Origin of the sequence: Actinomadura sp. DC4 (assembly GCF_030406325.1) — a bacterium.
Lineage (GTDB): Bacteria > Actinomycetota > Actinomycetes > Streptosporangiales > Streptosporangiaceae > Actinoallomurus.
The window spans coordinates 461,318-479,014 of the sequence record NZ_JAUEQY010000001.1 but is presented as its reverse complement, the minus strand read 5'-3'; the positions used below and the strand labels follow the sequence as shown (position 1 = coordinate 479,014).

At 72.2% G+C, this 17,697-nt stretch carries 15 protein-coding genes; 10 read left to right on the top strand and 5 right to left on the bottom strand.

The window, feature by feature from the left end:
• Nucleotides 1–62: 62 nt before the first annotated feature.
• Nucleotides 63–932, top strand: a complete 870-nt coding sequence (locus tag QWU11_RS02105) for a LysR family transcriptional regulator (protein WP_290103235.1) — start codon at nt 63–65, stop codon at nt 930–932.
• Nucleotides 933–980: 48 nt separating this feature from the next.
• Here the strand turns inward: QWU11_RS02105 and sthA are convergent, their stop codons facing one another.
• The 4 genes from sthA to QWU11_RS02085 all read right to left on the bottom strand — a co-directional run bounded on the left by sthA (nt 981) and on the right by QWU11_RS02085 (nt 4,653).
• Complete coding sequence (sthA, locus tag QWU11_RS02100; protein WP_290103234.1) at nt 981–2,378, bottom strand: Si-specific NAD(P)(+) transhydrogenase; 1,398 nt, start codon at nt 2,376–2,378, stop codon at nt 981–983.
• Between the two features lie 76 nt (nt 2,379–2,454).
• Nucleotides 2,455–3,189, bottom strand: coding sequence for a zf-HC2 domain-containing protein (locus QWU11_RS02095; protein ID WP_290103233.1), 735 nt, complete (start codon nt 3,187–3,189; stop codon nt 2,455–2,457).
• Nucleotides 3,186–3,674, bottom strand: coding sequence for a sigma-70 family RNA polymerase sigma factor (locus QWU11_RS02090; RefSeq protein WP_290103334.1), 489 nt, complete (start codon nt 3,672–3,674; stop codon nt 3,186–3,188). Before QWU11_RS02090 ends, QWU11_RS02095 begins: the two co-directional genes overlap by 4 nt.
• Before the next feature lie 307 nt (nt 3,675–3,981).
• Nucleotides 3,982–4,653: a FadR/GntR family transcriptional regulator gene (locus QWU11_RS02085; RefSeq protein ID WP_290103232.1), complete on the bottom strand. Its 672-nt coding sequence runs from the start codon at nt 4,651–4,653 to the stop codon at nt 3,982–3,984.
• A 225-nt stretch (nt 4,654–4,878) separates the two neighbouring features.
• Here QWU11_RS02085 and QWU11_RS02080 point away from each other — a divergent pair, with 225 nt between their 5' ends.
• From QWU11_RS02080 to QWU11_RS02070, 3 genes are all read left to right on the top strand, one after another.
• Nucleotides 4,879–5,853 (top strand): chitinase, encoded by a 975-nt coding sequence (locus QWU11_RS02080; protein ID WP_290103231.1) that lies wholly within the window; start codon nt 4,879–4,881, stop codon nt 5,851–5,853.
• Nucleotides 5,854–5,959: 106 nt separating this feature from the next.
• Entirely contained in the window at nt 5,960–8,527 is a 2,568-nt protein-coding gene (locus tag QWU11_RS02075; RefSeq protein WP_290103230.1) for a glycoside hydrolase family 3 C-terminal domain-containing protein, read from the top strand.
• Between the two features lie 122 nt (nt 8,528–8,649).
• A complete protein-coding gene (locus QWU11_RS02070) occupies nt 8,650–9,870 on the top strand; it encodes a hypothetical protein (RefSeq protein WP_290103229.1) in 1,221 nt (406 codons plus the stop codon).
• A 154-nt stretch (nt 9,871–10,024) separates the two neighbouring features.
• Here the strand turns inward: QWU11_RS02070 and QWU11_RS02065 are convergent, their stop codons facing one another.
• Nucleotides 10,025–10,156, bottom strand: a complete 132-nt coding sequence (locus QWU11_RS02065) for a hypothetical protein (RefSeq protein WP_290103338.1) — start codon at nt 10,154–10,156, stop codon at nt 10,025–10,027.
• 28 nt (nt 10,157–10,184) lie between these two features.
• Here QWU11_RS02065 and QWU11_RS02060 point away from each other — a divergent pair, with 28 nt between their 5' ends.
• From QWU11_RS02060 to QWU11_RS02035, 6 genes are read left to right on the top strand one after another with little or no spacing between them, the layout of a single operon-like run.
• Entirely contained in the window at nt 10,185–12,332 is a 2,148-nt protein-coding gene (locus tag QWU11_RS02060) for a serine/threonine-protein kinase (RefSeq protein ID WP_290103333.1), read from the top strand.
• Nucleotides 12,332–13,327: a protein phosphatase 2C domain-containing protein gene (locus tag QWU11_RS02055; protein WP_290103228.1), complete on the top strand. Its 996-nt coding sequence runs from the start codon at nt 12,332–12,334 to the stop codon at nt 13,325–13,327. The genes QWU11_RS02060 and QWU11_RS02055 overlap by 1 nt, the downstream gene beginning before the upstream one ends.
• Before the next feature lie 43 nt (nt 13,328–13,370).
• On the top strand, nt 13,371–14,681 hold the full coding sequence (locus QWU11_RS02050; protein ID WP_290103227.1) for a VWA domain-containing protein: 1,311 nt from the start codon (nt 13,371–13,373) through the stop codon (nt 14,679–14,681).
• Between the two features lie 2 nt (nt 14,682–14,683).
• Entirely contained in the window at nt 14,684–15,415 is a 732-nt protein-coding gene (locus tag QWU11_RS02045) for an FHA domain-containing protein (protein ID WP_290103226.1), read from the top strand.
• A gap of 4 nt (nt 15,416–15,419) precedes the next feature.
• Nucleotides 15,420–16,844: a hypothetical protein gene (locus tag QWU11_RS02040; protein ID WP_290103225.1), complete on the top strand. Its 1,425-nt coding sequence runs from the start codon at nt 15,420–15,422 to the stop codon at nt 16,842–16,844.
• Nucleotides 16,845–16,855: 11 nt separating this feature from the next.
• Complete coding sequence (locus tag QWU11_RS02035) at nt 16,856–17,674, top strand: glutamate ABC transporter substrate-binding protein (protein WP_290103224.1); 819 nt, start codon at nt 16,856–16,858, stop codon at nt 17,672–17,674.
• Nucleotides 17,675–17,697: the final 23 nt, after the last annotated feature.

Sequence of the window (17,697 nt, the reverse complement as noted above, 5' to 3'; positions counted from 1 at the left end):
TCCAGCAGCCCGGGCCTCCGGAAGGGAAAGAGCGAGTGGGTAGGGCCCCATACCCTGGCGGTATGCCGGAGCCGGAGATCCGTGAGCTGCGCTACTTCTGCGCCGTCGCCGAGGAGCTGAACATCACCCGCGCGGCCGAACGGCTCGGCATCGCTCAGCCGCCGCTGTCCCGGGCCATACGTCAGCTGGAGCGCCGGCTCGGTGTCGCCCTGTTCGACCGCACCGTGCACCGGCTGACGCTGACCCGGGCGGGCGAGACCCTGGTCGAGGAAGCCTCCGTCGTCCTCGGCGCCCTCGACTCGGCGGTACGCCGGACTCGGCGTGCGGGCCTTCCCGGCGCGCGCCTCGTGGTCACCGCCAAGCCGGGGGTGGCCACGGAGTCGCTGCGGCGGGTCCGCGAACGGTCCCGTACGGATCCGGACGCGCCGGAGCTCCGGGTCGTGGTGAGCGGATTCGGGGAACAGGCCGACATGGTCCGCGACGGGCGCGCGGACGTGGCGATCGCCGGCTGCTTCGACGGCCACGGCCTCGACACCGAGCTGCTGTGGACCGAACCGCGCGTCGCGGCGCTCGCCGCCGGACACGGGCTGGCCGTACGCGACGTCCTCGGCACCGCCGACCTGGCCGGCGAGCCGGCGCCCCGATGGAGCGGCCGGGCCGTCCTCGACCACGACTTCTGGCTGGGAAATCCGGATCGGCCGGCCGACGGCCCGCTCGTACGAGACATCGCCCAACTGCTGGAGGTGATCGCACTGGGCCAGGCCGCCGCACTGGTGCCCGCCTCACTGGCCGCGAGGAACGTCCGGCCCGACGTGACCTACCGCCCGGTACGCGACGCGGCGCCGTACCGGACTCTGGCCCTGTGGCCGGCGGGCGCGCGGTCGCCCTGGATCACCTGGTTCGTCAGGACGGCGCGCGAGAGCACCGGCTGACCTCGCCGGCCGGGTCCGCAGCGAGTCCCGGCGGTCGGCACGGCGTGGTCACATCTCGGCGGTGAGCTCGGTGATCGCGCGGATCTTGTTCATCGCGTCGAGGGCGGCGACCTTGTACGACTCGGCCAGCGTCGGGTAGTTGAAGACCGCATTGACCAGGTAGTCGACCGTTCCCCCGCAGCCCATCACCGTCTGGCCGATGTGCACGAGTTCCGTCGCGCCGGTGCCGAACACGTGGATGCCCAGCAGCCGCCGGTCCTCCGGGGAGACCAGCAGCTTCAGCATCCCGTACGAGTCGCCGATGATCTGCCCCCGCGCCAGCTCCCGATAGCGTGAGATGCCGACCTCGAACGGGATCTTCTCCCGCGTCAGGTCGTCCTCCGACTTTCCGACGAAGCTGATCTCCGGGATCGTGTAGATGCCGATCGGCTGGAGTTCCTGCATGTCCGCGACCGGTTCGCCGAACGCGTGCTGGGCGGCCAGCCGGCCCTGTTCCATCGAGGTCGCGGCCAGCGCGGGGAAGCCGATCACGTCGCCGACCGCGTAGATGTGCGGCACCTCGGTGCGGTAGTACTCATCGACCGAGATGCGGCCCCGGTCGTCCGCGGTGAGGCCCGCCACGTCCAGGTTCAGCTCGGTGGTCTTGCCCTGGCGCCCCGCCGAGTACATCACGCAGTTCGCCGGGATCTTCTTGCCGCTCTCGAGTACGGTCAGCGCCCCGTGCGGGCGCCGTTCGACCGCGGCTACGGTCTCGCCGAAGCGGAACGTCACGGCCAGGTCCCGCAGGTGGTACTTCAGCGCCTCGACGATCTCCAGGTCGCAGAACTCCAGCATCCGCTCGCGGCGCTCGACCACGGTCACCTTGGTGCCGAGGGCGGCGAACATCGAGGCGTACTCGATGCCGATGACGCCCGCGCCGACCACGACGAGTGTCTTGGGCACCTGGTCGAGGTGCAGGATCGCGTCGGAGTCGATGACCGTACGGTCATCGAACTCCACGCTGGCCGGGCGGGCCGGCGACGTCCCCGTCGCGATCACGATCTTCTCGGCGGTGACCTTCTTCTCCTCGCCGACGCCGATCGTGTGCTCGTCCAGGAACCGGCCGGTGCCCTCCAGCATGGTCACGTCGTTGCGGCTGAGCTGGCTGCGGATCACCTGGACCTCGCGCCCGATCACGTGCTGCGTGCGCATCCCGAGGTCGGCGACCGTGATCTCGTCCTTCACGCGATAGCTCGCGCCGTACAGGTCACGCTGGTTGAGCCCGGTCAGGTAGAGGACCGCCTCGCGAAGCGTCTTCGACGGGATGGTGCCGGTGTTGATGCAGACACCGCCCACCATGTGCCGCTTCTCCACGATCGCGACCCGCCTGCCCAGCTTCGCCGCGGCGATCGCCGCCTTCTGGCCTCCCGGACCGGAGCCGAGTACAAGAAAGTCAAAGTCGTACATGGGTACAGACCTCCCGGCCAGAGCAGATAGTCCGTACACAGTCTGTCGGCACAGCGCCGTGCGATCCAGACAAGGATCAGACCGGAATCGTGAGAAGCGTCCTTCCGTTCTGGTCGCGCACCTCGAAGCGCGCCAGGTCGGACCGGCGCAGCGCCGTGCCGCCGTGCACCTGGAGGTGGTCGGGGCCACCGGGCTCGCCGTACCCCGGGGGCGGGACGGCCCACTCGGTCACGACGTGCGGCGCGCCGCTCTTGGAGACGGCGATCATCTCGCAGGTCAGCGGGCCCTTGACGTGGGTGAGGTCCAGGGCGATGTGGGTGCCCCAGCCCTTGTTCTCCATCGCGACGATGCCCTTGACGCCCGTCGCCGGGTTCGTGGCGTGCTTGGTCTCTCCCCAGGCGAGCAGGTCGCCGGGGACGTTGCCGTGGTCGTGGCCGGAGTACGCGCCGTTGCCGGCCACGGTGGCGCCGACGGTGACGCCGCCGGCGAGCAGCGCGACGCCGGCCGCGAGCCCCAGGAAGGCGGTGCCGCGGCGCTGCCGGCGCGCGGCGGTCTTCCGGCGGCGGAGCAGGTCGCCCAGGTCGCCGGAGCCGGCGGGGGGAGGCGGCATGTCCTCGGCGTCGCTCTCGACCGGGCCCAGCCCGACGAGAAGCTCGCGCATGCCGGAGAAACCGGCGAGCTCGTGCGTGCACTGGTCACAGCCGGCCAGGTGGGCCTCGAAGGCCAGCCGGTCCTCCTCTTCGAGCAGGCCGAGGGCGTACGCCCCGACGTCCGTGTGCTCGGTCACCTCATCGTCGATGCGGTCGATCACGCCGTCACCCCCTTCTCCTCCAGTACGACGCGCAGCGCCCGGACCGCGTAGTACACCCGTGACTTGACGGTGCCGACGGGGATGCCCAGCGCCTCGGCGGCCTGGTTCACGGTGCGGTCGCGCAGGATCGTCTCGTTGAGGATCTCCCGGTGCGCCGCGCTCAGCTCCCGCAGCGCCTCGGTCACCACGACGGTGCGCAGGACGTCTTCGGTACCGTCCGCGCTCGGCACCGACTCGAGAGCCGCCTCGCCGGCCTCCTGCGGGCGGGCGCCCCGGCGGCGCCGGTCGTCGATCACGATGCGGCGCGCGACGGTGGCGAGCCAGGGCATCAGGCTGCCCGAGTCGGGGTCGAGCTGGTCCATGCTCCGCCACGCGCGGATCATCGTCTCCTGGACGACGTCCTCGGCCCACTGCCGGTCGCCCCCGGTCTGCCGGACGACGATGGACAGCAGCGGCCGGTGGTACTCGCGGTACAGCTCGGCGATGGCGAGTTCGTCGTCGGCCTCGGTGACTGTGTCAGTGACAGGGCGCAGCCGCCCCACGAGGCCGCGTCTCTTCGTCTTGCCGCGGGAACCGGGGAAGGCCATGACGCTCCGGACGGTCGGGAGGGAACGATCAACCTTAGATCCGGGCGCGGCGGTACGCCAGACGTCCGCGCGGTTCGTGTGAACGGGCGCGTACGCGAGGTCGGGCGTGCCCATGGGTCATTCCGTCCGTCGTCGATGTCACCCACGTGTACGGACGGAGCGGCGAAGAGGGTTCAACCGATCGGGAGATTTCTTCCGGCCCTGATCACAGCACCTTGCGCAGCCACTGCTCCACGCCCGCGATGTGCACCGTGGCCAGGGCGCGGGCCACGTCGGCCTGGCGGCTCGCGAGCGCGTCGAGGATCGCGTGGTGCTCGTCGAGGGTGCGCTTCAGTGCGCCCTCCTGGGTGAGGCCGCGCCAGACCCGCGCCCGGATGGTCGGGCCGCACAGCGAGTCGACCAGGGAGTACAGCACGGAGTTGCCGGCCGCCTCGGCGATGCGGCGGTGGAACTCCAGGTCGTTCTCCACCAGGTCCTCCACCGACGACTCGTCGGTGACCTTGGTGAGGTGGTCTCGCAGGGACGCCACGGCCTCCAGCTCGATCTGGTGGGCCGCCAGCGCGGTCGCCGCGGGCTCCAGGATCCGGCGGACCTCGAAGAACTCCAGCACGGTGGCGTCGTGGTGCAGGTCGACGATGAAGCTGAGGCCGTCGAGCAGGGCCTTGGGCTCCAGGCTCGTGACGTACGTGCCGTCGCCCTGGCGCACGTCGAGGATCCGGACCAGCGACAGCGCGCGTACGGCCTCGCGCAGGGAGTTGCGGGACAGCCCGAGCTGGGCGGCGAGGTCGGCCTCCTTCGGGAGCCGGTCGCCGGGCCGCAGCTCGCCGGACACGATCATCCCCTTGATCTTTTCGATCGCCTCGTCCGTGATCGGCATGCAGGCCCTCCCTAAGGCTCCTCAGGTCAACACCCCTGGACCGCTCCGCGCTTCCAGCAGTGCCGGGTGGCCCACACCGGCCACGCCTTGACCATCACTTGACTCCGGCTTACAGCCGTGGTTCCGTCTGTCGATGGTTAGGAAGGTTTCCTAACCGGGGACCGCACTCGGACAGCCGGACGAGCGCGTGTCGGGGGCCGCGCCGTACCGGTGGAAGGGGACTCCGTGCACGCACGCGCACGAACCGTGTTCGCCGCGGCGACGCTCGCGCTCGCCGCCCAGGTGACCGTCGCGACGCCGGGCCACGCCGCCTCACCCGGCGTCGCCGTGGCACCGTATGAGTATCTCGGCTGGGGCAGCCCGCAGCCGCCGACGACGGTGATGTCGGCGACCGGCGTGAAATGGCTGACACTGGCGTTCATGCTGTCAGACGGCGGCTGCAACCCCAAGTGGGACGGCGGCCGGGCACTGACCGGCGGGTCCGACCAGTCGGCCATCAACTCCATCCGCTCGGCCGGCGGCGACGTCGTCGTCTCCTTCGGCGGGTGGAGCGGCAACAAGCTCGGCGAGCACTGCTCCAGCGCGTCCGCGCTGGCCGGGGCGTACCAGAAGGTCATCGACGCCTACAAGCTCAAGGCCATCGACATCGACATCGAGGCCACCGAGATGTCCAACGCCACCGTACGGCAGCGCGTCGTCAACGCCCTGAAGACGGTCAAGGCCAACAACTCCGGGATCAAGACCTACGTCACGATGGGCACGACGCCCAGCGGCCCGGACTCGGACGGCGCCGACCTGATCAACAAGGGCGCCGCCGCGGGGCTCGCCAACGACGGCTGGGTGGTCATGCCGTTCGACCTCGGCGGCCACAGCGGATCGATGGGCAGCGTCAGCACCGCCGCCGCGGACGGGCTGAAGAACGCGGTCAAGAACGCCTACCACTACACCGACGCGGTCGCCTACACCCACATCGGCATCTCGTCGATGAACGGCAAGACCGACGAGTCGGACGAGACCGTCACCACCGGCGACTTCAACACGATCCTGTCCTACGCCAAGACGCACCACATCGCCCGGCTCACCTTCTGGTCGGTCAACCGCGACCGCCAGTGCTCCTCGGGCGGCGCGAGCGACTCGTGCAGCGGCGTCTCCCAGTCGGCCTACGCCTACACGAAGATCTTCGCCCAGTACACCGGCTGATCTGCCGTTCCCCGCTTCCGGCACGATCTCCGAGGAGGATCATGTACACCGTTTCGACCGCGCACGGGACCGTGCCGGGGCGGGGTGCCGCCGTATGAGGCGTCCCTTGCCGACAACCGCGCACGCCGCCGCCGCGCTCGTGCTGACGCTCGCCGGCCTGACCGCGGCCGGCCCCGCCCGTGCCGCGGATACCGGCTGCTCCGCCTGGATGGACACCCGTCTGTCGCCCGGCCACCGCGCCGACCTCGTGCTCGCCCGGCTGACCCTGGAGGAGAAGGCCGGCATGATGCACGCCATCTCCGACAGCACCCACGACCGCGAGGTCCCGCCGGTCCCGCGCCTGTGCGTGCCCGCGCTGCTGCTCAACAACGGGCCGGCCGGCGTCGGCTCCAGCGGCCCGGTCCAGGCCCAGACCACGGCGATGCCCGCGCCGCTCGGCCTGGCGGCGAGCTTCGACCCGTCGATGGCACGCGCGTACGGCGTCGTCGAGGGCCGCGAGACCCGCGACACCGGGCGCAACCTGATGGAGGGCCCGGACATCAACATCGCCCGTACGCCGCTCAACGGGCGCACGTTCGAGGCGTACGGCGAGGACCCCTATCTCGCCGGGCGGATCGCCGCGGGCAACATCGACGGCATCCAGTCCCAGGGCGTGATCGCCGACGCCAAGCACTACCTGGCCAACAACCAGGAGGTGAACCGCGACACCGTCGACGAGCACATCGACGAGCGCACGCTGCACGAGATCTACCTGCCGGCCTTCGAGGAGTCCGCGAAGCGCTCCGGCTCGATCATGTGCTCCAAGAACAAGGTCAACGGCGCGTACGCCTGCGAGCACCAGGACCTGCTGAATGGCGTGCTGAAGAACGACTGGGGCTACCAGGGGTTCGTCGTCTCCGACTTCGGCTCCTGCCACGACACGGTCCGCTGTGCCACCGGCGGCCTGGACCTCGAGCTTCCGAGCGGCGCGCACTACGGCGACCCGCTCATCGCGGCCGTGCGGTCCGGGCAGGTCCCGATCGCCACCGTCGACGAGCACGTGCACCGGATCCTCACCACGATGTTCCGATTCGGGCTCTTCGACCGTACGGAGACGACGACGCCGATCGACGCGCGGCGCGACGGCGCCGTCTCCCGCGCCGCGGCCGAGGCCGGGACGGTCCTGCTGAAGAACGCCGGCGGGGTGCTGCCGCTCCGCAAGGACAGGGAGGTGGCGCTGATCGGCCCCGGCGCGGGCACCGCGGTCGCCACCGGCGGCGGCAGCTCCGGCGTCGCGCCCCTGTACAAGGTCAGCCCGCTGGGGGCGTTCCGGAAGCGCGGCGTCAAGGTGACCTACGCCGAGGGCATGCCGCCGGTCGACCTCGGCCCGCAGCCCGCGCTGCCCTCGTACGCGGTGACCGCCGAGAACGGCGCGCACGGCTGGACCGCCCGCTACTACGCCAACACCACCTGGAGCGGCGACCCGACGCTGACCCGCGTCGACCCGTGGATCGACACCGACCCGACCGGCGGGATCCCCGCGCCGGGCCTGCCGCCGAACGGCTGGTCGGTCCGCTGGAGCGGCACGTTCGCCGCGCCGGTCGACGGCGACTACACCTTCAACCTCACCAACCACGCGCACGCGACGCTCTACCTGGACGGCAGGAGCGTGCTCGACAACGGCGGCGGCTTCCCCGGCGTCACCAGGTCCGTCACCGTGCACCTGACCGCCGGGCAGCCGCACCCGATCCGCGTCGACTGGGCCAAGCCGGCCGGCCAGGCCATGATCGAGCTGTCCTGGGCGCCGCCCGCGAACGCCCCGGACGTCCAGATCGAGGAGGCCGTGGCCGCCGCGAAGAGGGCCGACACCGCCGTGGTGTTCGTGGCGAACAAGGACACCGAGGCGATCGACCGGACCGGCCTGGCCCTGCCGGGCCACCAGGACCGGCTGGTCGAGGCGGTCGCCGCCGCCAACCCGCGTACGGTCGTGGTCCTGAACACCGGTGGCCCGGTGCTGATGCCGTGGGCCGGCGAGGTGGCCGGTGTGGTGCAGGCCTGGTATCCGGGTGAGGAGGACGGCAACGCCGCGGCGGACGTGCTGCTCGGCGACGCCGACCCGTCCGGGCGGCTGCCGATCACCTTCCCCAGGAGCCTCGCCGACACTCCGGCGAGCACACCGGAGCAGTACCCGGGCGTGGGCGGCGTCGCGACCTACTCCGAGGGCCTCCGCGTCGGCTACCGGCACTACGACGAGAAGAACATCGAGCCGCTGTACCCGTTCGGGTACGGCCTGTCCTACACGACGTTCGCGTACCGGCATCTCACCGTGCGCCGCCACGGCGGGGACGTCACGGTCGGCGCGGACGTCACCAACACCGGCCGCCGCACCGGCACCGCGGTCCCCCAGCTCTACGTCGGGGCGCCGGACGAGCCGCCGGCCCAGCTCAAGGGGTTCACCAAGGTCCGGCTGGCGCCGGGCCGCACCCGGCACGTGACCTTCCACCTGACGCCGCGGTCCTTCGCCTCCTGGGACACCTCCGCGCACGCGTGGCGGGTCGCCGGCGGGAGGTACCTCGTCATGCTCGGCGCCGGATCGCGCGACATCCGGTCGCGCCAGGCCCTCACGCTCCCCGCGACGGCATGCCCCGGTATTGCCCGATCGCTTGTGATGACCATCTGTTTTGGTGGAAACTGATCCACCTACAAGCGGGGGGAACCGGGCCAATGGCTTGAACCCTCGTATCTCGCCGGAGCGCGCACGGGGTACCAAGTACGAACGAGGCCAGTTTGCTGGGGGACGCAGGAGTCGGCCGGTCGATGAACCGGGACGAGATCGACCGTAGGCTCGAACGGCTGAAGGGCGAAAGCGAACGCATCACCCGTGTCCTGCTCGAGCTGGAGGCGCACCAGGGCTTCCAGCTGCTGAAGGGCACCCCGCTGACCGGCGCCACCGAGCGCGCCTGGGCCGACATCAGCGGGCGGATGGCCACGCTCTGGAAGCTCTTCGACGCGTACGGGAGGGTCCTCGCCGAGGCCGAGGAGCTGCGGGCCCGGCACAACAAGCCCAGCCAGGTCGAGCTCGCCGAGCTCACGCGGCTGCTGTCCGGCACCTCCGTCGAGCTGTCGAGCGGCGAGATCCCCCTCGAGGAGCGGACCCTGCTCGGCCCCACCGGCGAGTGGCTGTCCCTCGACGGGGTCGTCCAGCGCATGAACCCGCTGTACGAGGGGACCGCCGGCCTTGTCGCCTCGGTCAACGAGGTCTGGTCGGCGCTGCTCACCTCCCTGGGCGAGGTGGAGGAGGCCGCGCGCGCCGTGGAGGCGCTGCACGCCTCACTCGGCCTGCACGAACCGGAGTTCGACCGGATCTCCGAGCGGCTCGCCGAGGCACGCGCGACCGCGCGCTCGGACCCGATGTCGCTGGCGTCCGGCGGGCGGGCCGACACGAGCCGGATCGAGGAGATCGGCCGTGAGCTGGCGGCGCTGCGCGGCCGCCTCGAGGACGCCGTACGGGTACGAGACGAGCACGACCAGCGCGCCGGCGACATCGCGGCGACGATCGAACTGGTCGAGACGGCCGAGCGCGAGGCCGTGGAGGCCCAGGACCGTGTGCTCGCCAAGATCGCCTCACCGGCGCTGCCCGAGCTGCCCGCCTACTCCGCCGCGCTGCGCGACCGCCTCGCGGCACTGGACGGGCTGCGCGGCGAGGGCCGCTGGATCGAGCTGGCCACCCGCGCCGGCGAGCTCGACCGCGCCGCGGCCACCGCGCTCGACCAGGCGCGCGCGACCACCGGGCTGATCACCGGGCTCCTGGACCGGCGTGAGGAGCTGCGGGGACGGCTCGACGCGTACAAGGCCAAGGCGGGACGGCTCGGCCTGGCCGAGGACACCGCCCTGACCGACCTGCACCAGCAGGCGCACGACCTGCTCTGGACGTCTCCGTGCGACCTGCGGCGGGCCACGGTGGCGCTGGCGGACTACCAGCGGGCGATCGCATCGCACTCGGCATCGCCGAAAGAGCCGAAAGAGGGGACGAGCTGATGATTCGGTGCACTCAGCCGGGATGCGCGGGAACGATCGAGGACGGCTACTGCGTCCAATGCGGTATGGCACCTGCATCCGCGGCACCCTCGCCGGCGAGCGCCCCAGCGGGCCGCTGCGCCCAGCCGGGCTGCGGCGGGACGATCGAGGACGGCTACTGCGACACATGCGGCATGGCCCCGTCCTCCCCCGCCGCGCCGGCCGCCGCCCCCGCGCCGGTCTCCGCGCCGGTCTCCGCGCCGGCCTCGGACGCGCGCTGCACGCAGCCGGACTGCGGCGGGATCATCGAGGACGGCTACTGCTCCACCTGCGGGATGGCGCCCGCGGCGAAGCCGAGCGTGCCCAGCGCGCCCGCGCCCAGCGGCCGGATGACCGGCAGCACGCCGACCGGCAGCACGAGGTCCGGCCGGAGCATCCGCACCGGCTCGACGCGCTCGCGCACGTCCGGGCGCGGCATGCTCGGCGTCGGCCTGGTCGAGGTGCCCCGCGTCCCGGTCCGCGACCCGGCCACGGCCGTCAAGCAGAACCCCGAGGTCGCCGAGAACCGCCGGTTCTGCAGCAAGTGCGGTGAGCCGGTCGGGCGGGCGCGCGGCGGGCGGCCGGGCCGTACCGAGGGCTTCTGCCCCAACTGCGGCACCGGGTTCTCCTTCGCGCCCAAGCTCGGGGCGGGCGACCTGGTCGGCGGCCAGTACGAGGTGCTCGGCTGCCTGGCCCACGGCGGCCTCGGCTGGATCTACCTCGCGCGCGACCGCAACGTCAACGACCGCTGGGTGGTCCTCAAGGGCCTGCTCGACACCGGCGACGCCGACGCGCTGGCGGCGGCCGCGGCCGAGCGCTCGTTCCTCGCCGAGGTCGAGCACCCCAACGTCGTCAAGATCTACAACTTCGTCCAGCACGGCGGCTCCGGCTACATCGTCATGGAGTACGTGGGCGGCAAGCCGCTCAAGGACGTGCTGCTCGAACGCCGCCAGGCGGGCGAGGACGCGCTGCCGATCGGCCAGGCCATCGCGTACGGGCTGGAGCTCCTGCGCGCGCTCGGCTACCTCCACGGGGTCGGGCTGCTCTACTGCGACCTCAAGCCGGACAACGCCATCCAGTCCGACGAGCAGCTCAAGCTCGTCGACCTCGGCGGGGTGCGCCGCATCGAGGACATGGACAGCGCCATCTACGGGACCGTCGGCTACCAGGCCCCCGAGATCGCGGACCTGGGGCCCTCGATCAGCTCCGACATCTACACCGTGGGGCGCACGCTCGCCGTGCTGAGCTTCCCGTTCAAGGGGTTCACCACCACCTACGCCGACCACCTGCCGGACCGTGGCGAGGTGCCGCTGCTGCAGCGGTTCGAGTCCTATGACCGGCTGCTGCGGCGCGCCACCCACCTCGACCCCGAGGCGCGCTTCGCCGACGCCGCGGACATGGCCGACCAGCTCACCGGCGTGCTGCGCGAGGTGCTGTCGGCCGAGGACGGCCGGCCGCGCCCCGGCCCGTCGTCGCTGTTCGGCATGGAGCTGCGGGCGGTCGGCACCGAGATCGCCGACGGTACGGGCCTGGTGCTCGGCCTGCCGGACCCCGACGAGATCGCGAACGCGCTGCCGACGCCGCTCGTGGACGGCGCCGACCCCGCCGCGGGCTTCCTCGCCGGGCTGACCACCGCCGAGCCGGAGCAGCTCGTCGGCGCGCTGCAGAGCGCCCAGGTCAGCTCCCCGGAGGTCCGCCTGACGCTGGCGCGCGTCCGGATCGAGCTCGGCGAGTCCGATGAGGCGCACCGATTGCTCGACGAGCTGGAGACCGAGCGCCCGGGCGACTGGCGGATCCTGTGGTACCGCGCGGTCGCCGTCCTGGCCTCGGGGAACGTCGGGCAGGCGGAAGGCCTGTTCGACGAGCTCTACTCCCTGCTGCCCGGTGAGGCGCCGCCCAAGCTCGCCCTCGCCTACTGCCGCGGCCACCGCGGCGACCACGCGGGAGCCGCCGACCTGTACGAACGGGTGTGGCGGACCGACAACGGCTACATCAGCGCGGCCTTCGGGCTGGCCCGCGCGCGGCTGGTGACCGGCGACCGGCCCGCCGCCGTCCAGGTGCTCGACTCGGTGCCGAGCGTCTCCAGTCACCACGTCGCCGCGCAGGTCGCGGCGGTGGCGACGGCGATCCGCAGCCGTACGCCGGCCGAGCTGACCGAGCCGGACCTGGTCGACGCCGGCACCCGGCTCACGACGCTACGGCTCGACGGCGAACGGCGCGGACGGCTGGTGGCCGAGGTGCTGGAGACCGCCCTCACCTGGGCGCGCGCGTCCGGCGGCCCGAGGATGCACGGGAGGCTGTTCGACGCGCCGCTGACCGAACGCGCGCTGCGCGGCCGCCTGGAGGAGACCTACCGGGCGCTGGCCCGGCTCGCCGACACCCCCGCCGAGCGGCACGCCCTGGTCGTACGGGCCAACGCCGCGCGGCCGAGGACGCTGATCTGATGGCCGCCGTGACCGAGGAACAGACCTGCCCCGCCTGTGACACGCCCGTATACCCGGGCGAGGACTACTGCGAGGCGTGCGGCCATCGGCTCGACGCCCCCGTACGCCGCTGCCCCGGCTGCGGAGCGAGCGCGATCAGCGGGGACGGCTACTGCGACCAGTGCGGGCTACGGCAGCCCGACGGCACCGACCACGTCGAGGCCGAGGCCGCGGGCTCTGCCGGGGTCAGCGACCGCGGGCTGCGGCACAGCCGCAACGAGGACGCGATGGCGCTGACCGGCACCGCCGGCGGCGTGGCCGCCGTCGTGTGCGACGGCGTCTCGTCCTCCTCGCGGCCCGAGGAGGCGTCCCGGATCGCCGCCGACACGGGCGCCGCCGCCCTGGCGGAGCTGCACGGTTCCGGCACCGACGCCGAGACCGCCACCCGTACCGCCGCCGAGCGGGCCGCCGAGGCCGTGGCCGGGCTGGTCGCGCCGCCGAGCGGTGAGACCACACAGCCGGCCGGCGAGCCGCCGTCCTGCACCTACGTCTCGGCCCTGGCGCACGGCGGATCGGTGACCGTGGGCTGGATCGGCGACAGCCGCGCGTACTGGCTGCCCGCGGGCGGAGGCGGAGAGCGGCTGACCGACGACGACTCCTGGGCCGGAGAGATGGTCTCCTCCGGCGCGATGACCGAGGAGGAGGCCGAGCGGCACCCGAACGCGCACGTCATCACCGCCTGGCTCGGCGCGGACGCGGGCGAGCTCGACACCCACGTACGGACGATCACCCCGGACGAGGCGGGCGTGGTCCTCGTGTGCAGCGACGGCCTGTGGAACTACCTGCCCGAGCCCGCCGAGCTGGCCGCGGCCGCCCCGGACGCCGCGTCGGCGCCGCTGGCGGCGGCCCGCGCGCTCACCCAGCTCGCGCTCGAGGCCGGCGGGCGGGACAACATCACCGTCGTCGTCATCCCCTTCACGCCTTCCGCACACCCGAACCAGGAGCAGGCCGAATGAGAGAGCGGAGCGCTCTGGTCACTCCTCCGACGAAGGAGGCCCCATGAGCGGCACCCCCGACTTCACGTTCACGATCGACCAGAACAAGTACCTCCCCGAGGGCGGGCAGGAGGTGCACGCGATCATGACAGTCGAGGCGAGCGGAACGCCGGCGGCGGGCCCGGTGAACACCACGTCCGCGGCCGAGGTCATCATCATCGACACCTCCGGGTCCATGGACTACCCGCGGACGAAGATGTCCTCGGCGATCCGGGCCGCGCAGACCGCGGTCGACGCCCTGCGCGACGGCGTGAACTTCGCGGTGGTCTCCGGCTCCGCGCGGGCCCGCATGGTGTACCCGCCGAACGAGCAGCTCGTCCCGGCGAACGTGCACACCCGGCAGCAGGCCAAGGCGGCGCTGGACGCCGTACGCCCGGCCGGCGGCACCGCGATCGGCGCCTGGCTCAACCTGGCCGACCGCCTCTTCGCCCCGTACCAGGGCGGCATCCGGCACGCGATCCTCCTCACCGACGGCAAGAACCAGCACGAGAGCCCCGAGCAGCTCGACGCCAACCTGCGGTCCTGCACGGGCCACTTCGTCTGCGACTGCCGCGGCGTCGGCACCGACTGGGAGGTCGCCGAGCTGCGCAAGGTGGCCTCGACGATGCTCGGCAGCGTCGACCTCGTCGCCGACCCCAGCGACCTGGTCGCCGACTTCCGCGCGATGACCGAGGCGGCGATGGGCAAGGCGGTCGCCGACGTCGCGCTGCGCGTCTGGACGCCGCAGAACGCCCGGCTGCGCTTCGTCAAGCAGGTCACGCCCTCGGTGGAGGACCTGACCGGCAAGCGCGTCGACGCCGGACCGCGCGCCGGCGACTACCCGATCGGCGCGTGGGGCGCGGAGAGCCGCGACTACCACATCTGCGTCGAGGTGCCCCCGGGCACGATCGGCCAGGAGCTGCGCGCGGCCTGGGTCAAGCTGGTGCTGCCGGGCTCGGGCGGGTCGGCCGAGCAGGTGCTGGCGACGGGCAACGTCCTGGCCGAGTGGACCGACGACGAGGTCCAGTCGACCCGCATCAACCCCAAGGTCGCGCACTTCACCGGGCAGGCCGAGCTCGCCGACGCCATCCAGGAGGGGCTGCAGGCCCGCAAGGACGGCGACCTCGACACCGCGACCGCCCGGCTCGGCCGCGCGGTCAAGCTGGCCCACGAGTCGGGCAACGACCGGATCGCCGGCCTGCTGGACAAGGTCGTCGACATCGAGGACCACGCGACCGGGACCGTACGGCTGAAGAGAAACGTCGAGAAGGTCGACGAGATGTCGCTGGACACCCAGTCGAGCAAGACCGTACGCACCCGTAAGGGCGGGGCCTGAGCATGCCGACCTGTCCGGCCGGGCACTCCTCCGGCGCCGACGACTACTGCGACGTCTGCGGGACCCGCATCGCGGGCGGTGCTCCGCCGGTGCCCTCGCCCGGCGCCGGCGCGCCCGCGGGTGGTGCGTGCCCGGAGTGCTCGGCGCCGCGTACCGGCCGGTTCTGTGAGAGCTGCGGGTATGACTTCGCGGTCGGGGCCGGGCGCGCGCCGGCGCCGCCACCTCCGCCACCTCCCCCGGTCGAGCCGCCCGCCGAGGAAGAGGACGCGGTGACCAGCCGGTGGGGCGCCGGGCGGTCCCGTACGCCGGCCGCGCCCGCCTCCGACGCGCCCGCCTCCTGGACGGCCCTCGTCGTCGCCGACCGCGACTACTACGAGAGCGTGCTGCGGCAGAGCGGGGAGGACGGCGCCTTCACGTTCCCGCCGTACTGCCCGGAGCGTCAGATCGCGCTGGACAGGCCGCAGGTCCGCATCGGGCGGCGCAGCGTCTCGCAGGGCACCGTGCCGGAGATCGACCTGAGCGAGCCGCCCGAGGACCCCGGCGCCTCGCACACCCACGCGGTGCTGCTCGCCAAGCCCGACGGCACCTGGACACTGGTCGACCCGGGCTCCACCAACGGCACCACGGTCAACGGCGCCGAGGACCCGATCCCGGTCAACGTGGAGGTACCGGTCGGCGACGGCGATCGCATCCACATCGGCGTCTGGACCACCATCACCCTTCGGAGAGGTTGAGGCCGTGACCATCACAGCGGCTCCGCCGTCACGACCGCCGGCCCGGCAGGGCGGTGTGACGCGGCTCGTCAGGATCCGGTCGCTTCCGGGACGGATCAGGGCGATCGCGTTCCTGGCGGTCCTGGCCGTGGCGGCGATGTTCACCGTCTCGTGGTTCGCCGTCGGGGACGCGCGCGACGGGCTGCGGGTCATCGGCCACGACGCCGGCCCGCAGGTCGTCGCCACCGGCGACCTGTACTTCGCGCTCAGCGACATGGACGCCCAGCTCGCCGCCGTCATCCTCATGGGCCGCGAGAACCTCGGCGCCGGCCGGGCGAAGGCCCTGCAGGTGTACGACCAGCGGCGCTCCGAGGCGCACCGCGCGCTGCTCCAGGGCTCCAACCTGGCACGCGACGACCCGGCGGAGCAGCAGACCGCGCGGTCGGTGCTCGACGCGCTGGGCCGGTACGAGCAGCTCGCCGGCCAGGCGCTGCAGCTCGACCAGCGCCAGCCCCACGCGGCCGGGCCGCCCAGCGCGGAGGTCGGCGCGCTCTACCGCCAGGCCACCGACCTGATGAAGCTCGACGTGCTGCCCAAGGCGTACAACCTGACCCTCGACAACGGCACGACGGTGCGGCGGACGTATGAGTCCAAGCACTCGGCGATCCTGAACGGGCGCGTGTGGGTGCTGCTCGCCGGCGCCCTTCTTCTCGTCGTGCTCATCGGGCTGCAGGGCTATCTCGCCGTGCACTTCCGGCGGCTGGTCAACCCGGTGCTCGCCCTCGCGACCCTGGCGACGCTGGTCCTCGTCGCGGTCACCGTCGGGGTGCTGACGAGCCAGGCCGCGCAGCTCAAGAAGGCCAAGGAGGACGGGTTCGACTCGGTGCTGTCGCTGTCGCGCGCCCGCGCGATCAGCAACAACGCCAACGCCGACGAGACCCGCTACCTGCTCGACCCCGGCCTCGCCGACACCTACGAGCAGGTCTACCTGGACAAGTCCCAGGAGATCCTCTACGTCCCGGCGGGGAACCTCAGCACGTACTACAAGCAGCTCGACCAGCGCGTGGCCGCCCGCTCCGGCTTCATGGGCTTCCTCGGCGCCGAGGCGCAGCACGTCACCCTGCCGGGGCAGGGCGCGGCGCTGGACAAGACGCTCCAGGGCTATGAGGGCGTCCAGCACGACGACAGCCGCATGCGTTCGCTGGCGACGAGCCCGGGCGGCCGCCACGCCGCGATCGCGTTGCGCATGGACACCGCGTCGAAGGACTTCAGCGCGTACGACCAGTCGCTCGTGTCGCTGACGGCCATCCACCAGAAGGCCTTCGCGGACGCCATCGGCAAGGGCGACGACGGGCTGAGCGGCTGGAACGTGGGCCTGCCCGTGGCGGCGGTCGTGCTCGTGCTGCTGATCCTGGTCGGCGTACGACCGCGGCTGTCGGAGTTCCGGTGAGGGAGCGAGTCATGCGAGTAGGTCGAATCGGCGCCGCGCTTGCGCTGGCGGTCGCCGTTGCGGGGTGTGGCACCGGAGGTTCGGGCTCGTCCATCACCGGCAAGGACACCCTCACGATCGGCGTCGCGAAGGACCAGCCGGGCCTGGGCCTGCGCAAGCCCGACGGCACGTTCGCGGGCTTCGACATCGACGTCGCGCGCTACATCGCGGCGCACCTGGAGAACAAGCCGAAGAAGATCGAGTTCAAGGTCGTCACGCCCTCCGGCCGCGAGAGCGCCATCCAGACGGGCAAGGTCGACCTGGTCGTCTCCAGCTACTCGATCACCCCGGAACGCAAGACGAAGGTCGCCTTCGCCGGGCCGTACTACGTGGCCCACCAGGACACGCTCGTCCGCACGAACGAGACGGGCATCCGCAACGTCCGCGACCTGGCGGGCCGGCGGCTGTGCGCGGTCAACGGCTCGGTGTCCTGGCAGCGCGTGACGGTCGAGCGGAACGTCGCGGCGCAGCTGGTGAAGGTCCCGACGTACGGCGACTGCCTGGCCAAGCTGACGGACAACTCCCTGGACGCCATCTCGACCGACGACCTGATCCTGGCGGGCTTCGCCGCGCAGAAGGGGAAGGCGGTGCGGTTCGTGAACGCCCCGATCTCCGACGAGCGGTACGGCGTGGGCATCGGCCAGTCGGACGTGACGGGATGCGAGGACGTCAACAAGACCATCACGGAGATGTACCTGGACGGGACGGCGGGCAAGCTGTTGAAGAAGTGGTTCGGCTCGACGGACCTGAACCTGACGACGACGGTCCCCCAGTTCGAGGGCTGCGGCTGATCCCTCCCTGTTCCGGCCTCCGA

What these genes read in the sequence shown, in the direction of transcription:
- QWU11_RS02105 (WP_290103235.1), top strand. Translation starts at nt 63, where the DNA reads ATGCCGGAGCCGGAGATCCGTGAGCTGCGCTACTTCTGCGCCGTCGCC.
- QWU11_RS02085 (WP_290103232.1), bottom strand. Translation starts at nt 4,653, where the DNA reads ATGCCGATCACGGACGAGGCGATCGAAAAGATCAAGGGGATGATCGTG.
- QWU11_RS02045 (WP_290103226.1), top strand. Translation starts at nt 14,684, where the DNA reads ATGCCGACCTGTCCGGCCGGGCACTCCTCCGGCGCCGACGACTACTGC.
- sthA (WP_290103234.1), bottom strand. Translation starts at nt 2,378, where the DNA reads ATGTACGACTTTGACTTTCTTGTACTCGGCTCCGGTCCGGGAGGCCAG.
- QWU11_RS02070 (WP_290103229.1), top strand. Translation starts at nt 8,650, where the DNA reads ATGAACCGGGACGAGATCGACCGTAGGCTCGAACGGCTGAAGGGCGAA.
- QWU11_RS02060 (WP_290103333.1), top strand. Translation starts at nt 10,185, where the DNA reads ATGGCGCCCGCGGCGAAGCCGAGCGTGCCCAGCGCGCCCGCGCCCAGC.
- QWU11_RS02055 (WP_290103228.1), top strand. Translation starts at nt 12,332, where the DNA reads ATGGCCGCCGTGACCGAGGAACAGACCTGCCCCGCCTGTGACACGCCC.
- QWU11_RS02065 (WP_290103338.1), bottom strand. Translation starts at nt 10,156, where the DNA reads ATGATCCCGCCGCAGTCCGGCTGCGTGCAGCGCGCGTCCGAGGCCGGC.
- QWU11_RS02050 (WP_290103227.1), top strand. Translation starts at nt 13,371, where the DNA reads ATGAGCGGCACCCCCGACTTCACGTTCACGATCGACCAGAACAAGTAC.
- QWU11_RS02035 (WP_290103224.1), top strand. Translation starts at nt 16,856, where the DNA reads ATGCGAGTAGGTCGAATCGGCGCCGCGCTTGCGCTGGCGGTCGCCGTT.